The following is a 17,082-nucleotide window of genomic DNA, read 5'->3' as shown; positions in this document are numbered from 1 at the left end:
GCGCCGACCGCGCCGCCGTCACTCACGAGGCCTCACCATGACCCCCAGCACTCCGGGCGCGAAGCCCGTCATCTTCTCCGGCATGCAGCCCTCCTCCGGCTCGCTGCACCTCGGCAACTACATCGGCGCCCTCACCCAGTGGGTCGCGATGCAGGACGACTTCGACGCCCACTTCTGCGTCGTCGACCTGCACGCGATCACCGTGCCGCAGGAGCCCGCCGAGCTGCGCGCGCGCACCCGCGCCACCGCCGCGCAGTACATCGCGGCCGGCATCGATCCGGAGCGCTCGACGCTGTTCATCCAGTCGCACGTCCCGGCGCACGCCGAGCTGGCCTGGATCCTGAACACGGTGACCGGCTTCGGCGAGGCCAGCCGGATGACGCAGTTCAAGGACAAGTCGGCGAAGCAGGGCACGGAGGCGGCCTCGGTCGGCCTCTTCACCTACCCGATCCTGATGGCCGCCGACATCCTGCTGTACCAGACCGACGCCGTCCCGGTCGGCGAGGACCAGCGCCAGCACCTCGAGCTGACCCGCGACCTCGCGGGCCGCTTCAACACGCGCTTCGGCGAGACCTTCGCGATCCCGGAGCCGTACATCGCCAAGGAGACGGCGAAGATCTACGACCTGCAGAACCCCGGCGCGAAGATGTCGAAGTCCGCGGAGTCGGACGCCGGCCTGCTCAGCGTGCTCGACGAGCCGAAGGTCACCGCGAAGAAGATCATGCGGGCCGTCACCGACACCGAGTCCGAGGTGCGCTTCGACCGCGCGGCCAAGCCGGGCGTCTCGAACCTGCTCACCGTCTACTCCGTCCTCGCCGGCCGCACGATCGAGTCGCTCGAGCAGGAGTACTCCGGCCGCGGCTACGGCGACCTGAAGAAGGGCCTGGTCGAGGTCGTCGCGGCGACCTTCGATCCGATCCGCGCGCGCACCGCGGAGCTGCTCGAGGACCCGGCCGAGCTCGACCGGGTGCTCTCCCGCGCGGCGGACCGCGCCTCGGAGACGGCCGAGCGCACGCTCGCGACCGTGTACGAGCGCGTCGGCTTCCTGCGCCGCAGCCGCTGAGTCCTCGATGATCCGGCTCGCCCTCTTCGACCTCGACGACACGCTCTTCGCGCACGCCCGCGCGGTGCGCGAGGGCATCGTCGCGTACGCGGCCGCGCTCGGCGACGCGTACGCGGGCGAGGCGGGCGCGCTGCAGCGGCGCTGGTACGCCCTGGAGGAGGAGCACTACCACCGGTACCTCGCCGGCGAGCTCGACTACGAGGGGCAGCGCCGTGCCCGCGCCACGGCCTTCGCGGCCGACGCCGGTGTCGCGCTGACGCCCGAGGAGGCGAGCGCGTGGTTCGCCGCCTACCTGGGGCACTACGTCGTGGCGTGGACGCTGCACGACGACGCCCTGCCGGTGCTCGATCGGCTCGACGCGGCGGGCGTCCGGATTGGCCTGATCACCAACGGCGACCTCGAGTTCCAGACGCGCAAGACGGACGCGATCGGTCTGACGGAGCGGGTCGAGCACCTCGTGGCGTCGGGCGAGGTCGGCGTGACGAAGCCGGATGCGCGGATCTTCCACGTCGCCTGCGAGCGCTTCGGCGTCGCTCCGGCCGACGCGCTGTACGTCGGCGACCGGCTGGGCACCGACGCGATCGGCGCGGCACGCGCCGGGTTGCGCGGGGTGTGGCTCGACCGCGTCGGCGGGCCGGAGCACGGGCGCGAGCTGCCCTCCGAGGCCGTCGAGCTCGGGGTGGTGCGGATCGGCTCGCTGGACGAGCTGGACGCGGTCGCGGGGCTGCGCTGACCCTCGGCCGACGGGCTGACCGTTCACTCGTGCTCGGCGGAGCGTCCGGATGCAGCGTCAGCGCGCTACCTCTGTGCACGCCTCCGCCCGAGCGCCAGCGCGAGGTTCATCGTTCGCGGATCAAGGTGACGATCACCAGGGAGGCACAGGAGCCGCACACGACGAGAGTCACAACGTCGTACGGATCGTCGATCCCTCCGACGATCGTCGCCACGACGGCGACTCCCATGCTCACTCCCAGCAGGGCGAGCGCGAAGCGGCGCACGCGGTCTTCCTTCTTCTTCGGCACTGTCATCCCGGGACCTTGCCACAGCGCGCGACGCCCTCTTGTCGCTGGCGCGGATCGCACGACGTGCGTGCCGCTCCCGGCCCGGGTCCCGACGCGCGCTCCGCGCTACTCGACCAGCATGAGTGGACTCGACGCACGGACTTCATGCTGATCGAGTAGCCCGCGAAGCGGGCGTATCGAGATCCACCCGCGCCAGAGGACGAGCCTGCAAACCGGCCTTCTGAGGAGGGTGCGTCTCGATACGCCCCTGCGGGGCTACTCGACCAGCATGACGGGAGGTCGGCGCACGGTGGGCGCTGACGCGGGTCGGCGGGCCGACGCCTCCGGCTCTACCGCTACCAGTCGGCCTCTCGGCCCGTCCGGGCGGCGGCGGTCGAGGCCGCCGCGCGCTTCCTCCGTCTGCGCCGCAGCTCGAGGGCGAGCGCCGCGATCGCCACGACGAGGAGCAAGGCGGAGGCGCACAGCGACGCGATCCCGACGGCGCTCGGTGCCGCGATGACCGCGGGGGCGTCGAGGACGCTTCGGACGAGGCCGTACAGACCGAAGACGACGAGAACGACGAGGTCGAATCGGGATCTCACGACAGCCACCGCCGTGCTGGGAGTCGTCTGCGTGCTGCTGCGTTCGTCATACGCGTATGTCTAGCACCGACGTCGGCGCCCGGTGTCGAAGGCGCGCGCCGAGCTCGCCCGTGGCGCGCATCGGTGATCATCAGCTCGGTCGGCGAGTCGGCCTTGACAGACGTGAGCTTCAGTCGGCTACCATCCACGTATGGCAACCAACCCAGGACCGATCCGCTCCGACGGAGACGCGACGCGCTCCCTCGATCGCGGCGACCGCGGCTCGCGAACGGCGCTCTCGACTCCGACCGGTCTCGCCGACGCCGACACGCGAGCGACCGCGGTGGATCGACGCGGAGTCGCCCGGGCCGTCCTCCAGTGGGTGACGGGTGATCGGGTCGACGCTCGACGGGTCGTGCGCCTCGCCGACCGGCGGTGGCGAGGAGCGGTGGAGCCACTGCTCGGGCCGGAGGACGTCCTGCTCCTCCCAAGCGAGAGCGTGACCGACGACGATGAGACCCGCGAGGCCCCGACCTGCGACTGCGCGGCCGTCCTCGACTACCGCGGTGGACTCGACGAGCCGGGAGACGTCGCCTGGTTCGGCGAGCTGCGGGTCCAGACGGAGGACTACGCCTCGATCGCGTTCCTCCCGGTCACCGGTGCGACGACCGCACGGCTCCGCGATGCGAACGGCTGGCAGGCCTATCTGGAGGACGCCGACGCCGCCCGCGCCTCCGGTCGGCTGGTCCCGCAGCTCCTGGGAGCCGCGGTCGCAGTGAGCGGTCTGCCGCTGACGGACGACCCCGCTGCCGGACCCGTCGCTGCCGTCGATGTCGGCCGGGACGGGGTCGCGACGCTCGGTCCGGACGGGCTGGTCCTCGGCGACGCCCGAGACCCCGACGGTCTCGCGGCCGCCCTCGACAGGTCGTACCGTCCGCTCGACCGGCTCGCCGCGCTGGGCGGCGGTGTCGCCGACGACATCGCGCGCCGCCCCTGGCTGGCGCTGTACCGCGCCGGCCTCGCCTTCGCTGCCGCCGACGACACCGGCCCGGCGTGGTCGGTGGTCGGGCTCGGAACGTCCCTCCGACCGGACGGGGAGGTGACGACGCTCACGCGCTCCGACCTGATCCTCCTGCACCGGGGCGACGAGCGCGTCCTGGTGGAGCCCCGGACCCTGCGGCGGTTCGCCCTCGCACCCGCCACCGCGGTCGTCGTCGAACGGCTGCTGAGCGACGGCCCGGACGACGAGCCGCGCACGCCGGCCGACGAGGCCTTCGTCTCGCGGCTCGTCGAGCGGTTCGAGCACGAGGGCGTCCACCTCCGGAGAGGAGCGTGACGGCCTCGCCGGTCCTCGTGCCCCTGGTCTCGCCGACGGCGGCGGCCAGGACCGTCGCGGCGGTGAGCGCGACGGGGACATGCATCCGCTTCGCCGACGGCGTCGAGGCGATCGACCTCACGAGCGGACTGTGGAACGCGCCGTTCGGCTGCGGCCGCCCGGAGTTCACCGCTGCCATCGCCGCGGCTCTGGCCGAGGCCTCCTACCTGTCCCTCTTCCGGCGGAGTCACCCCTGGGCGGAGCGGGCGGCCGCGGCACTGCTCGCGGTCGTCGGCGACGCGCTCCCGCAGTCCTCCTTCCGGCGCGTCCTCCTCACCACCTCGGGCGGCAGCGCGAACGACGCGGTCATGAAGCTGCTCCGCCAGCGGGCCGCGCTCCTCGGTCGGCCGGAGCGCCGGCTGGTCGTCGGCCTGTCCGGCAGCTACCACGGGCTCACCTACGGCGCCCACGCCCTGAGCGGCGACGAGCTGGGCCAGGACGTCTACGGCGTCGATCGCTCGGGGGTCCGGCACGTGGCGCACGACGATCCGGACGCGCTGGAGTCGCTGCTCCACCGGGAGGGACGGCGCATCTGCGGCATCGTCGTGGAGCCCGTCCTCGGCTCCGGCGCCCTCCCGCTCTCGGACGCACTCCTCGCGGTGCTCGAGCGCGCGTCCCGGGAGGGCGTCCCCGTCGTCGCGGACGAGGTGGCGACGGGCTTCGGCCGCACCGGCCCGTTCCTCGCCTCCTCGCGCTGGCCGTTCGCGCCCGACGCGGTCGTTCTGTCGAAGGCTCTGACGAACGGCACGCTCGCGGCGGCCGCCGTGGTCGTCGGCGAGCGGCTCCTCGCGGAGATCGACGCCGCGGACGCCCCGTTCGTCCATGCGGAGACGCAGGCGGGGACACCCGCGGTCTGCGCCGCCGTCCTGCAGAGCCTCGCGCTGCTTCCCGAACTCCTCGGAGCCGACGGCTTCCCGCGCGTGAGCACCTGCCTCGACCGCGCCGTCACCGCGCTGTCCGCTCATCCTCGGGTGCTCGGATCCTCCGGCGTCGGGTCCTTCCGGGCCCTGCGGATCGCGGGGGTCGCCCACGCCGACGAGGTCCTCGGCCTGGTGGAGGACGTCCGGCGGCGCGGGGCGGTCGTGCATCCCGCGCCGGGCGGGATCCAATTCCTGCCTGCGGCGGTGTCCAGCGACCGCGACCTCGCCGACATCCCGCGCATCATCAGTGCGGCGCTCGACGCATGAGGGTCCGCAGCACCGATCTGCGGTCCGGTCTGGCGTCGGATGCAGCGACCACCGGCTCCCGGCGGACCCTCTTCGTGCTCGACAGCGCGCTCGTCCGGAGCGGAGCCGTCGAGCCCGAGCGACTGCACGGACCGGTGGTCGTCCTCGACGTCGCGATCGAGCAGGGTCTGCTGCTCGACACCGTCGACCGCGCCCTCCGCGCTGTCCGTCCCGACCGCCTCGTCGGCATCGGCGGCGGCAGGCTGCACGACGTGGCGGCGCTGGCGCGCCTGTTCGCCGCCGACCGCGCCCTCCGATCGCGCATCGACGGACTGATGAGCAGGCACGGCGGGCTTCTCGCTCCAGACCTCCCCGCGTCGACGGAGGTCCCTCGTCTCGTCCTGGTACCTACGACGATCGGACCCGGCAGCGAGACGAGCGCCGCGGCCTGCCGCGAGATCGGCGGCCTCCGCTCCGTCGTGGTCGGCGAAGCGCTCCGGGCCGACGCCGCCGTGCTCGACGCCGAGCTCACGGCGACGCTGACCCGCTCCTCCGTGCTCGAGGGAGCGGCGGAGGCGGCCCTGCGGCTGATCGGCTCGCGGTCCGGGTCGCCCGCCGACCGCTCCGCCGACGATCGGTCGAGGCGACTGCTGGAGGCGCTGGCCGAGGCCGGCGGCCGCGTCGCCGGGAGCGCCGGACTCGTTCGCCGCGCCGACCGCGCGACGCTCGCTGCGGCGAGCGCCGACAGTCACGGCGTGCTGCGCTCGGCGACAGCCGATCCCTTCGCGGCGACGCACTGGTACCTCGCCAACGAGGTGAGCAGTCGCGCGGGACTGCGGAAGGTGCCGGCGACGATGCCGCTGCTGCCCGTCCTGTGGAGTCGCGACTCCCCGGAGCGTCGCGCGCGACGACGGGCCGTCTGGCAGTGGTTCGCCGCTCCCCTCGGGCTCGACCCGGACCCCGTCGTCGGCAGCGCCCAGTGGTCCGAGCGGTGGGGGATCACCGCTCCGGCCGTCGCCGACCGCGCCCTCCGCGACGCGGCACTCGCGATCGTCGCCCGCTGGGACAGCTCGGCGCTGCCCGGCCTGGCGGTCGACGACGCCCTTCGACTCCTGCGCGCGGCCTTCCCGCCGGCGCGGGCCCTACGACCGAACGAGGGAGGTGAACACATGAACACCACGAACGAGCTCGAATTCCATGAGCTGGAGCAGGCGGTCGCTCCCGACTGGGAGTCGGCGACCTCCGGCTTCACGACGGGGCTCCTCGTCGCGGGCGTCTTCGTCGGTCTCCTCACCTGACCGGGACCGACCGATGACACCCGGATTCCAGACGACGACACGAGGAGACGACGCATGCAACCACCCACCCCCCTGCGATTCGAGGAGATCGAGTCGATGGCTGCACCCGATTCCGACTGGTACATCGCCACGAAGCTCGGGATCGCTGTCGGCCTCGGGCTCGGCGCGATCGTCCTGACCTAGCTCTCGAGGAGAGCACCTCTTCACCGAGGACCTCATCACCGAGGAGGTGAGAAATGGAGAATCCCGTTCTCTTCCAGGAGATCGAACCCGCGGTCGCTCCGGCCGACGGCTGGCGGACCGCCGACGCCGGTCTGAGGATCGTGATCGCGCTCGGCAGCATCGTGCTGCTCGCGACCTAGCCGACCGTGCACCTCCCGCGGTCCCGGACGCTCGAGCGTCCGGGACCGCTCCCTCTCAGACCTGGAGCGACCATGCAGCACCCCTCGGACCCGCCGCCGCTCACCGCGGCGAGCGCCGCCCTCCTCGGCGCCCTCTCCCCCGCCACCGTGGCGCCGGAGGACCTCTACGGACCCGACGGGTCCGTCGTCTACGAGCACTTCACCGCGGAGGACCGCAGCGAGATCAGCCCCCTGCTGGCAGCGGTCCGCCGGACCGAGGGGCCGATCCTCGAGCTGGCCTGCGGCGGTGGACGCCTCACGGTGCCCCTCCTGGGCCTCGGCCGCCCCGTCGTCGGCCTCGACCTCTCGCCGACGATGGTCGACATCCTCCGGTCGCGGATCGCGGCGCTGCCCGCCGCCAGGATCGCCGACGGCTCCCGGGCGCTGGTCGGCGACATGACCTGCTTCCACCTGCCGGAGCGCTTCGGCGCCGTCGTCCTCGGTGCCACGTCCATCGCGCTCCTGGACCGAGCCGGCCGGCACGCCTTCCTCCGGGCCGCCCGCGAGCACCTCGGAGCGGACGGCGTCCTCCTGATCACCGCGTCGAGCCCCGACCACGCCTACGTCGCCGGAAGCCGCAGCTCGCGCATCCGCGCCGTGCCCGGGCCGTCCGGCGGACCGGGAGCGGCCGTCGTGACGTCCGCCGTCACCCCCGACGGTCTCCACCGGGACGTCGAGGTCGTGCAGCTCGGTCTCGATCCCGAGGGGCGTGCGGCGGCACGCTTCTTCCGCTCGCGGGTGAACGTCGTCGACGCCGACCAGGTCGCGGTGGAGGCCGAGCGCGCGGGACTGTGGCTCGTCGCGCGGACCGCGCTGGTGGAGACCGAGGACTCGACGCTGCTGCAGCTGGTCCGGGCATGAGCGATCCCGCGCCCCGACTGGCGGACACCGTGACGATCGACGAGCCGATCGCGCCCGGCGCTCCGTGGATCCTCTCGGTGCGGGGCGTCCCGCGCGCACGGGTCGGTCCCGCGGTGGCGACCTTCGCGGCCGGGCTGCGCCCGAGCGCGCACGAGACGGACGAGACGGACGGCACCGGGAGCACCTCCCTGACGGACGAGGAGACGGCCGCCCTGCTCCGCGAGTTCGCGACGGCCGGGCTCCTCGCCGGCTCCGAGCGCCGCGAGCCCCGGTCGCATCGCCTGCAGTTCCGGCCGCCGGCGAGTCTCCAGCTGACCCTGCTCGACGCGACGCGGCCGGCGCTCGTGCTCGCGCGGCTCCTGCGCCGACGGCCGATCCGGCTGCTCGCCGTCGCCGCGGTCGTCGCGGTGCTGCTCCTGGGTACCGCGAGCGCGATCGCGCACTCGGCGGAGATCGCCGCCGTCCTCAGCGAGCCACTGCCCCTGCCCTCGCTCCTCGCGGTCTCGGTCGCGTTCCTGCTCGCGGGAGCGGTCCATGAGGCCGGTCACGCGGTCTCCCTCGCGGCCTTCGGTGGACGGCCGCGGCGCGCCGGGGTGATGATTTTCTACCTCGCCCCCGCGTTCTTCTGCGACGTCACCGACGGCTGGCGCCTGGGCGACCGGCGCTCCCGCGCGGCGGTCGCGCTGGCCGGACCGGCGGTGCACCTCGTCCTCGCGGCGAGCGCCGCCACCGCCCTGCTGTGGGCGCCGACGGGGCGGTCCGCCCTCGCGTGCTTCGTCGTCGCGGCCGCACTCAGCGCGGTGACCAATCTCATTCCGCTCGTGCACCTCGACGGCTACCTGGCCCTGGTCGCGGTCCTCGACCGGCCGTTCCTGCGCAGAGCCGCGATCGGAGCCGTCGGCGACGCCGTCCTGCGCCTGCTGGGCGGAACCGCGCCACGCGCCTCCCCCTGGCTCGTCCTGTTCGGGGTCGGCTGCCGCGGCTTCGCCCTGCTCCTGATCGGCTGGGCCTACGTCCGCAGCGTCCCCGTCCTGGTCCTCACCGAGCCAGGCGCGGTCATCGCGCTCGTGTTCGCCGCAGCGCTCCTCGGCGCACTCGTCGTCTCCCTAGTCCGGTTCGCGCGAGCCGCGAGAGAAGCGCGAGTCGGAGCGCTCCGGGTCGCCGTCGCGTCCGCCGTCCTCGCCGCCGCTCTCGCCGGAGTCGGCGCCCTCCCCCTCGAGGAGCGCATCGAGGCCGGCTACGTCGTCCGCAACGACGAGGCCTTCCTCGTGCGGACCTCGGCCGACCCGAGGATCGTGCCGGGCACCCCGGTTCGGCTGACCAGCAACGGGATCGCGGTGCGGTCCCCGCGGTCGACGGCCGTCGTCAGCGGGCCCGCGGAGCCGCTGCTCGCCCCGATCGCGGCGCTCGCGCCCCTCACCGGGCTCGACGACGTGCCGGCCGTCGGCTATCCCCTCGCCCTGCCCGACTCCGCGAGCACTCCCCCGGTGGGCGGCGCCTCGGTCTCCCTCGGCGGCGGCACGATCGGCGGCGCGGTGCTCGATCTCGTCGCCGGGGACGCCCTCCGCCGCCTGGGGGTCGGCCGGTGACCGGCGGGAACGCGCTCGAGCGCGCCTTCGAGCAGGCCCTCCGCGTGCTCGCCGTCGCGAGGGACGGTGACACGGTCCCCGGCTGGCGAGGCAGGACCCTCTCCGGTCCTGTCCGGCGCGACCGCGAGCGGCTCTGGCTCCGTCTCGTCAGCTCCCCCTCGGCGCTCGCCCACGGGACGTGGTGGACCGGCACGGCGGACAGCGCCGTGCTCCCGGCCCTGCCCAAGCCTGTCGTGCTCGCCGTCGAGGAGTGGGACCCGCCCCACGTCGAGGGGTTCCGGCTCCGCGCCGAGCTGATGACCCGCCTGCCCGGTCGCGCCCTGTCCCCGACGGCGGAGCTCGCGCCGGAGACCGAGGTCGATCCGGCGGTCTGGGTCGAGCTCGGCGGCGTCCTCGACGCGCTCGCCGCCGTCCCGACGCTGCGGGAGTCGACCGTCCCGGCCACGGTGGACCGGCTTCTGCACAGCTTCTTCGGCGACCGGTTCCCGCGCGGCACCCCGTGCTGGACGACGGCGCACGGCGACCTGCACCCCGGCAACCTGCTCGTCGCTCCGCTCGGCCTCGCCGATTGGGAGGCCTGGGGGCGCGGACCCGAGCACCTGGATGTCGCGACCCTCTACGTGCACAGCCTCGCCGCCCCGGACGCCCGGCGCTCCCTCGTCGAGGTGCTCGGCGAGCGGCTGCACTCGGACGCCGCACTGCCCGCCCTCGCCTTCGCCGCCGCGAAGGTGCTCGCCCGGTCGGTCTCCGGCGACTACCCGACGCTGGTCACCCCCGTGCACCGGCTCCTCGACGACCTGACCGCGCGACCGCTCGGCGCCGGCGGCACGACCGCTCGACGACGATGACCCCCTCCCCCGAAAGGCCCGCCCATGAGCTCGGCGCTCGACTTCCAGCACTTCACCAAGACCTTCCGCGGTCGCCGCGTCGTGGACGACCTCAGCTTCTCCGTGCGGCAGGGAACGGTCGTCGGTCTCCTCGGCCCGAACGGCGCCGGCAAGAGCACGGCGCTCCGCGGGCTGGTCGGACTTCTGCGCCCCGATTCAGGTGAGGCGCGGATCGGCGGCCACCGGTTCGCGGAGCTGCGCGCGCCCGCCCGGGTCGTCGGCGTGCACCTCGACGGCCTCGGCTTCGAGAACGGCATCACCGGCCGCCGGCACCTCGCGATCGTCTGCCGCGCGGTCGGCGCACCGCTCTCGCAGGTCGACGAGCTGCTGCAGACGGTCGGCCTCACCGACGCGGCGCGACGGCCGGTCCGCGGCTACTCGACCGGGATGCGCCAGCGCCTCGGCCTGGCCACGGCCCTGGCGGGTGACCCGGAGATCCTCGTCCTCGACGAACCTGCGAACGGGCTCGACCCCGAGGGGATCCGCTGGCTGCGGCGCCTGATCCGCGCTGAGGCCGAGCGCGGACGGACGGTCCTCGTCTCCAGTCACCAGCTCGCCGAGCTCGAGCACACCGTCGACGAGGTCGTCGTCCTGCGGCGCCGGATGCTCTTCCACGGTCCGCTCGAGGACCTCACCCGCTCGGGAGGGCGGAGTCTCGAGGACGGCTACTTCGACCTCGTCGACGGCGAGGCCGGTCGATGAGCGGGGCCGGCGCGCTCGCACGGGCCGAGATCCTGCGCTCCCGCAGCGGCTCGTCGTTCCCGGTCCTCCTCGCCTACGCGATCCTGATCCCCGTCTTCGCCCTGAACATGCCCGGTACGACGGATCGGCTCGGCGGCCTCGACGACGCTCCGGCGAGCCGCTTCGTCTTCGGCTTCGCGGCCTGCGCCGCCCTGGGCGCGTGCTTCTACGGGTCCTACGCCTACACCCGGGAGACGTACTACCACTCGCTCGACCGGACGCTGCTGCTCGGCAGCCGGGACGCGATCCTGGTGGCGAAGGCGCTGGCCGGCGCGGTCTCGGGCGCGGTCTTCGGGGTCGTGGCGGTCGTGGGCTGGTGGCCGATCTCCGCGGTGGTGCTGGCGACCGTCGGCCGCCGCCTGACGCCGGACATCACGCTGCTGTCCGCCTCGCTCGGCGTCGTCCTCGCCTGCGCCCTCAGCGGCGTGCTGGGCGTCGGCGTCGGCTGCGCGGTGCGGAACTACTACGCCTGCATCCCGATCGTGCTGGTCCTGCCGGCCGCCCTGGCCGTGCCACTCCTCGGCGTGGCCCGCGACGCCGGGCGGCTGCTCCCGATCGGAGCCGTCGCCGGAGCGACCGGGGCGCCGGTCGACGGGATGCTCCCGGCGCCACTCGCGCTGGCCGTCCTGGCCGTCTGGGCACTCCTGGCGATCGGCGGCGCACGGATCCTCGAGCAGCGGCGGGCGCGGTGACGGACGCGTCCGCGGAGGGGCCGCTCACCCGCGCCGTCGCCGCGGAGTTCCGACGCGTGGTCGCGAGCCGGACACCGCTCTGGGGACTGGTCTTCGGACTGCTGCCCGTGCTCCCCCTCCTCCTCGCCGTGATGCAGGTCGATCTCGGCGCGCTCCCGCCCGGAGAAGCGGCCTCGCTCGAGCACGCGATCACGGCGGCGCTGCTGCAGGGCGGCGTCGTCGGGGCGGCGGCCTTCGGAGCACTGCGGACGGCGAGCGCCTTCGAGAAGGGGATCCTCGCCCGCGACGTGCTCTCGTCAGGGCTCCGGCCGGCGCTCGCGGCACGGTTCCTGGTGGCGTCCGGTGCCGGTGCGGTGCTCGCGACGGCGGCGGTCGCGATCGGAGTCGCCAGCGTCGCGATCGTCTCGGCGGGAAGGGTCACCCCGGACGTCGGCGTCGAGACCCTCGTTCCCATGACCGGGATCGGAGGTGCGATCTGGGGCGCGCTGGTCGGCACGATCGTCCGGGCACCGCTCTTCGTGCTCTTCGCGGCCCTGGCGCCGCTCAGCGTCGCGACCTTCACGAGTGGCACCGCCCTCGAGGACGTCGCGCCCCTCGCTGCGCTGTCGGCGTCCGCGCCGCCCACGGTCGCGGCCGTGCTGGCGGGCCCGGCCTGGCTGCTGGCACTCGCTCTCGTCGCGGTCGCGTCGGGGCGTCGGCGCCCGCTGCTCTGACGGAGCTCCGCCGCGGGCGGGTCTGCCAGGAAAGTTCACCTCGTCCGCATGGGGAAAGTCATGCTGATCGAGTAGCCCGCGCAGAGGGCGTATCGAGATCCACCAGCGCCAGCAGGACGAGTCTGCAGACCCCCTGCTGACGACGGCGGGTCTCGATACGCCCCTTCGGGGCTACTCGACCAACATGACGGGGCGCAGCCGCGTCTTTTCACCCGCCACCAAGACGCGAAGCGGCTTCGCCGCTCGATACGCCCCTGCGGGGCTACTCGACCAGCATGTCTGCGGGCGTCTCTTCCCAGTGGACCACGCACGAGGGCCCGCGCACTCTGCGTGCGCGGGCCCTCGTCGTTCAGTGGTGCGGTGCTACTGCACGTCCTCGTCGACCCAGTCGAAGGTCTTCGTGACGGCCTTCTTCCAGAGGCGGTACTGGCGGGCGGCCTCGTCCTGGTCCATCTGCGGGGTCCAGCGCGAGTCCTCCTGCCAGTTCTGGCGCAGGTCGTCCAGGTTCTCCCAGAAGCCGACCGCGAGGCCCGCGGCGTAGGCGGCGCCGAGCGCGGTGGTCTCGGCGACGACCGGCCGGACGACCGGGACGCCGAGGATGTCGGCCTGGAACTGCATGAGCAGGTTGTTGGCGATCATGCCGCCGTCGACCTTGAGCTCCTGCAGCGGGACGCCGGAGTCGGCGTTGACCGCGTCCAGGACCTCGCGGGTCTGGAACGCCGTCGCCTCGAGCGCGGCGCGGGCGATGTGGCCCTTGTTGACGTAGCGGGTGAGGCCGACGAGCGCACCGCGCGCGTCCGCTCGCCAGTACGGCGCGAAGAGACCGGAGAACGCGGGCACGAAGTACGCGCCGCCGTTGTCCTCGACCGTCGCGGCCAGCGCCTCGACCTCGGGGGCCGAGCCGATGAGGCCCAGGTTGTCGCGCAGCCACTGGATCAGCGAGCCGGAGACCGCGATCGAGCCCTCGAGCGCGTAGTGCACCTCGCCGTCGCCGAGCTTGTAGCCGATCGTCGTCAGCAGCCCGTTCTTGGAGTGCACGATCTCGGTGCCGGTGTTGAAGATCAGGAAGTTGCCGGTGCCGTAGGTGTTCTTCGCCTCGCCCGGATCGAACGCCGCCTGGCCGAAGGTCGCGGCCTGCTGGTCGCCCAGGATGCCCGAGATCGGGACCTCGCGCAGCAGCGAGGAGGACTCGACCTGCCCGTAGACCTCGGAGGACGAGCACACCTCGGGGAGCATGGACTTCGGCACCCCGAAGGCCTCGAGGATGTCGTCGCGCCACTCGAGCGTCTCGAGGTCGAGGAAGAGGGTGCGCGAGGCGTTGGTGACGTCGGTCTTGTGCACGCCGCCGTCGACTCCGCCGGTGAGGTTCCAGAGGACCCAGGTGTCGGTGGTGCCGAAGATCAGGTCGCCGGCCTCCGCCTTCTCGCGGGCGCCCTCGACGTTCTCGAGGATCCAGACGATCTTGGTGCCGGAGAAGTAGGTCGCGAGCGGGAGCCCGACGATCGACTTGAAGCGGTCCGCGCCCTCGTCGCCGGCGAGCCGGTCGACGATCGACTGCGTGCGGGTGTCCTGCCAGACGATGGCGTTGTAGACGGGCTTGCCGGTGGTCTTGTCCCAGACCACCGCGGTCTCGCGCTGGTTGGTGATGCCGACGGAGGCGATGTCGTGGCGGGTCAGGTCGGCCCGGGAGAGCGCCTGGCCGATGACCTCGCGGACGTTGTTCCAGATCTCGATCGGGTCGTGCTCGACCCAGCCCGCGCGGGGGAAGATCTGCTCGTGCTCCTTCTGGCCGGTCGAGACGATCGAGCCCTTCTTGTCGAAGATGATCGCGCGGGACGACGTGGTCCCCTGGTCGATAGCGATGACGTAGTCAGCCATGAATGATTACTCCTTCGTAACGGGGTGAAGTGGAGTGCGGATCGCGAGCCGGAGCGGCCCGCAGGACCGGCTAGAGGATCGGCAGCAGCGCGGTCGAGGCGAGACCGGCGAGGACACCGCCGACGATCGGGCCCGCGACGGGGACCCAGGCGTAGCTCCAGTCGCTCGAGCCCTTGCCCTTGATCGGCAGCAGCGCGTGGGCGATGCGGGGGCCGAGGTCACGGGCGGGGTTGATGGCGTAGCCGGTCGGGCCACCGAGGGAGGCGCCGATCGCGATCACCAGGATGGCGACGGGCAGGGCGCCCAGCGCCGCGAGTCCGCCGTCGCCCTGGCGTCCGCCGCCGAAGCCGATCACGACGAAGACGAGGACGAAGGTGCCGATGACCTCGGTGACGAAGTTCCAGCCGTAGCTGCGGATCGCAGGACCCGTGGAGAAGACGCCGAGCTTGTTGGCCGGGTCGGGCTCCTGGTCGAAGTGCTGCTTGTAGGCGAGCCAGCAGAAGACGGCGCCGAGGATTGCACCGATCATCTGGGCGAGGATGTACATCAGGATCGAGACGATGTTGACCGGGACGCCCGAGCCGAACTCCGTCGCTCCGCTGGCCGCGAGGCCGAGCGTGACGGCCGGGTTGAGGTGCGCACCCGAGTTGTAGGAGACGATCACACCGGCGAAGACGGCGAAGCCCCAGCCGAAGTTGACCATCAGGGTCCCGCCGTTGAGACCCTTGCTCTTCACGAGCGCGACGTTGGCGACCACGCCGCAGCCGAGGAGCACGAGCATCGCCGTTCCCACGACTTCCGCGAGGAACACCACTCCGAGATTGTCCACGTTGACCTTTTCCTTTTCATCGGTCGGAACGCGCGAACGCGCCCGCGACGGGCATCGATGCCCGACGAGTGTGAAGTTATCGGCGCCCCGTACCGGGGACAAGGAACGCCGCGTGCACGTTTGTGCGTTGTGACGACGGAAGTCCCGGCTCGAGATCACTCCTCGAACCGGGACTCCCGTCGATCCGCGCCAGTCGCCCCGCTAGGAGGCTGCGACCGCCGTCGGCGCCTGCACCGAGGTGCCGCCGACATCGACGCCGTTGTACTTCTTCAGGTGCTCGATGGTCGCGTCGACCTCCTGGGCGCGCTCCGCCTCGTCCCAGCCGAGGACCTCGCCGGTGTGCTGCGCGAGCTCCTCGAGCAGCTCGCGGCTCAGGCCGCCGGTGAAGGCGTGGTTGGTGCGGCGCATGACCAGGTCGATCAGGTGCACGACGCTCTCGCGCTGGGCGAGGTAGCGGATCTCACCGGTGGTGAAGTCCTTGTCGAAGTCGAGCGCCTCGTCGTGGCCGTCGGCCAGGGCCTCGATGACCTCCTGGGCGCGGGTACCGTAGCGCTCGAGCAGCTGGCCGGTGCGGGCCGAGGACAGACCGGAGCGGTGCTGGCTGATCCACTGGGCGCGCGAGGCGTCCGTGCGCGGGAAGCCCTTGCCGCCGCCGATCGCGGTCTTCACGGTCGAGACGCGGCGGGTGACGCCGATCCGCTTGAAGACCTCGTTCGAGAGGTGCTCGGACAGGGCGCGGAACGTCGTCCACTTGCCGCCGACCAGGCTCAGCACGGGGGTCTTCCCGCCGGGGAGGGTCGAGGGCTCGATGCGGTAGTCGCGGGAGACGAAGCCGGGGGTCTCGTCGTCGTGACGGGGCAGCGGGCGGATGCCGGAGAACTTGAAGACGATCTGCTCGCGGGTGACCGGGATGGAGGGGAACACGTGGTTCACCAGGTCGAAGAAGTAGTCGATCTCCTCCTCGGTGCAGACGGCCGGCTCGTTGGGGTCGGCCTCGATGTCGGTGGTGCCGACCATGACCCGGCCCTTGAGCGGGTAGATCAGCACGATGCGGCCGTCGCTGTGCTCGAAGAACATCTCGCGGCCCTCGCAGGCCTCGACCAGCTCGGGGTTGTCGAGGACGATGTGCGAGCCCTTGGTGCCGCCCATGAACTTCGTGGTCGTGCCGAGTGCCGTGTTGGTGAAGTCGGTCCACGGTCCGGAGACGTTGACGACGACGTCCGCCTGGAAGGCGAACTCCTCACCGCTCTCGCGGTCGCGCAGCAGCACGCCGCCCTCGGAGGTGCCGACGGCCTCGACGTAGTTGGCCGCGCGGGCCTTCTTTCCGCCGACGAGCGCGTCGCGCAGCACGTCGAGCGCCAGGCGCTCGGGCTCGTGCACGGAGGCGTCGAAGTAGGTGGCGGTGTACTTGATCTTCGGGTCGAGCTTGGGCAGCTCGTTCAGCGAGCGCTTGCGGCCGTGGAACTGGTGGCGCGGGACGACGCCGCCGTCGCGGGAGAAGAAGTCGTACAGGGTGAGGCCGACCTTGATCAGCAGCGCGCCGCGCTCCTGGGGCTTGCCCGACTTGTGGGTGAGGAAGCGCAGCGGCGCGGCCAGGATGCCCGAGAACGTCGAGTAGATCGGGATCGTGGTCTGCAGCGGCTTCACGTAATGCGGAGCGATCTTGAGCAGGCCGTTGCGCTCGTGCACGCCCTCGTTGACGAGGCGGAACTCGCCGTTCTCGAGGTAGCGGATGCCGCCGTGGATCATGTGGCTCGAGGCGCTGGATGCACCCGAGACGTAGTCGCCGCGCTCGACGAGGGCGACGTCGACGCCGTTGAGCGCGAGCTCGCGGAACGTCCCGATGCCGTTGATGCCACCGCCGATCACGAGGACGGTCGCGCGGGGGGTGTCCCGCAGTGCGGAGACGCTCTCGCGGAGAGAGGAGCTTCCGGGAGTTCCGACAGACTGTGCCACTTCGTACTCGCCTTCGTGTCGTAGGTGTTGCGTCGAATGCCTCGTGCGAGT

Annotated in this window: 18 protein-coding genes; 13 read left to right on the top strand and 5 right to left on the bottom strand. The window is 72.5% G+C overall.

Annotated features, from left to right (window positions below):
* Positions 1-37 precede the first annotated feature (37 nt).
* Both trpS and C1I64_RS02095 read left to right on the top strand, forming a co-directional pair.
* On the top strand, positions 38-1,063 hold the full coding sequence (gene trpS, locus C1I64_RS02100) for a tryptophan--tRNA ligase (protein ID WP_127886055.1): 1,026 nt from the start codon (positions 38-40) through the stop codon (positions 1,061-1,063).
* 7 nt (positions 1,064-1,070) lie between these two features.
* On the top strand, positions 1,071-1,796 hold the full coding sequence (locus tag C1I64_RS02095) for an HAD family hydrolase (RefSeq protein WP_127886054.1): 726 nt from the start codon (positions 1,071-1,073) through the stop codon (positions 1,794-1,796).
* A 106-nt stretch (positions 1,797-1,902) separates the two neighbouring features.
* On the opposite strand, the gene C1I64_RS02090 is transcribed toward C1I64_RS02095, so the two are convergent.
* On the bottom strand, positions 1,903-2,091 hold the full coding sequence (locus C1I64_RS02090; protein ID WP_127886053.1) for a hypothetical protein: 189 nt from the start codon (positions 2,089-2,091) through the stop codon (positions 1,903-1,905).
* Between the two features lie 329 nt (positions 2,092-2,420).
* Positions 2,421-2,666 carry a hypothetical protein gene (locus tag C1I64_RS02085; RefSeq protein WP_127886052.1) on the bottom strand — a complete coding sequence of 82 codons (246 nt, stop codon included), beginning with the start codon at positions 2,664-2,666 and terminating at the stop codon, positions 2,421-2,423.
* Between the two features lie 190 nt (positions 2,667-2,856).
* On the opposite strand from C1I64_RS02085, the gene C1I64_RS02080 reads away from it, so the two are divergent.
* The 11 genes from C1I64_RS02080 to C1I64_RS02040 all read left to right on the top strand — a co-directional run bounded on the left by C1I64_RS02080 (position 2,857) and on the right by C1I64_RS02040 (position 12,368).
* Entirely contained in the window at positions 2,857-3,981 is a 1,125-nt protein-coding gene (locus tag C1I64_RS02080) for a hypothetical protein (RefSeq protein ID WP_127886051.1), read from the top strand.
* Entirely contained in the window at positions 3,978-5,207 is a 1,230-nt protein-coding gene (gene mpaD, locus C1I64_RS02075) for a daptide-type RiPP biosynthesis aminotransferase (protein ID WP_127886050.1), read from the top strand. The genes C1I64_RS02080 and mpaD overlap by 4 nt, the downstream gene beginning before the upstream one ends.
* Positions 5,204-6,484: an iron-containing alcohol dehydrogenase gene (locus C1I64_RS02070; RefSeq protein ID WP_127886049.1), complete on the top strand. Its 1,281-nt coding sequence runs from the start codon at positions 5,204-5,206 to the stop codon at positions 6,482-6,484. Before mpaD ends, C1I64_RS02070 begins: the two co-directional genes overlap by 4 nt.
* Positions 6,485-6,538: 54 nt before the next feature.
* A complete protein-coding gene (locus C1I64_RS20715) occupies positions 6,539-6,667 on the top strand; it encodes a daptide-type RiPP (protein WP_260311824.1) in 129 nt (42 codons plus the stop codon).
* 53 nt (positions 6,668-6,720) lie between these two features.
* Positions 6,721-6,846, top strand: coding sequence for a hypothetical protein (locus C1I64_RS20710; RefSeq protein WP_260311822.1), 126 nt, complete (start codon positions 6,721-6,723; stop codon positions 6,844-6,846).
* A 72-nt stretch (positions 6,847-6,918) separates the two neighbouring features.
* Entirely contained in the window at positions 6,919-7,746 is an 828-nt protein-coding gene (gene mpaM, locus C1I64_RS02065; protein WP_127886048.1) for a daptide-type RiPP biosynthesis methyltransferase, read from the top strand.
* Positions 7,743-9,335 (top strand): daptide biosynthesis intramembrane metalloprotease, encoded by a 1,593-nt coding sequence (gene mpaP / locus C1I64_RS02060; RefSeq protein ID WP_127886047.1) that lies wholly within the window; start codon positions 7,743-7,745, stop codon positions 9,333-9,335. Before mpaM ends, mpaP begins: the two co-directional genes overlap by 4 nt.
* Positions 9,332-10,183, top strand: coding sequence for a phosphotransferase (locus tag C1I64_RS02055; RefSeq protein ID WP_127886046.1), 852 nt, complete (start codon positions 9,332-9,334; stop codon positions 10,181-10,183). The genes mpaP and C1I64_RS02055 overlap by 4 nt, the downstream gene beginning before the upstream one ends.
* 24 nt (positions 10,184-10,207) lie before the next feature.
* Positions 10,208-10,924 carry an ABC transporter ATP-binding protein gene (locus C1I64_RS02050; protein WP_127886045.1) on the top strand — a complete coding sequence of 239 codons (717 nt, stop codon included), beginning with the start codon at positions 10,208-10,210 and terminating at the stop codon, positions 10,922-10,924.
* Positions 10,921-11,655 (top strand): hypothetical protein, encoded by a 735-nt coding sequence (locus C1I64_RS02045; RefSeq protein WP_127886044.1) that lies wholly within the window; start codon positions 10,921-10,923, stop codon positions 11,653-11,655. Before C1I64_RS02050 ends, C1I64_RS02045 begins: the two co-directional genes overlap by 4 nt.
* Positions 11,652-12,368, top strand: a complete 717-nt coding sequence (locus tag C1I64_RS02040) for a hypothetical protein (protein WP_127886043.1) — start codon at positions 11,652-11,654, stop codon at positions 12,366-12,368. The genes C1I64_RS02045 and C1I64_RS02040 overlap by 4 nt, the downstream gene beginning before the upstream one ends.
* 363 nt (positions 12,369-12,731) lie before the next feature.
* Here C1I64_RS02040 and glpK read toward each other — a convergent pair whose 3' ends face one another.
* From glpK to C1I64_RS02025, 3 genes are all read right to left on the bottom strand, one after another.
* Positions 12,732-14,246, bottom strand: coding sequence for a glycerol kinase GlpK (gene glpK / locus C1I64_RS02035; protein WP_127886042.1), 1,515 nt, complete (start codon positions 14,244-14,246; stop codon positions 12,732-12,734).
* A gap of 70 nt (positions 14,247-14,316) precedes the next feature.
* The gene (locus tag C1I64_RS02030; protein WP_243732784.1) at positions 14,317-15,027 is read right to left on the bottom strand and encodes an MIP/aquaporin family protein; all 711 of its coding nucleotides are present in this window, start codon (positions 15,025-15,027) and stop codon (positions 14,317-14,319) included.
* 249 nt (positions 15,028-15,276) lie between these two features.
* Entirely contained in the window at positions 15,277-17,031 is a 1,755-nt protein-coding gene (locus C1I64_RS02025) for a glycerol-3-phosphate dehydrogenase/oxidase (RefSeq protein ID WP_244209379.1), read from the bottom strand.
* Positions 17,032-17,082 lie beyond the last annotated feature (51 nt).

It is taken from the genome of Rathayibacter festucae DSM 15932 (assembly GCF_004011135.1).
In the GTDB taxonomy this organism is placed as follows: domain Bacteria; phylum Actinomycetota; class Actinomycetes; order Actinomycetales; family Microbacteriaceae; genus Rathayibacter; species Rathayibacter festucae.
The sequence above is the reverse complement of the archived record's forward strand: the minus strand, read 5'-3'. Positions and strand labels throughout refer to the sequence as shown.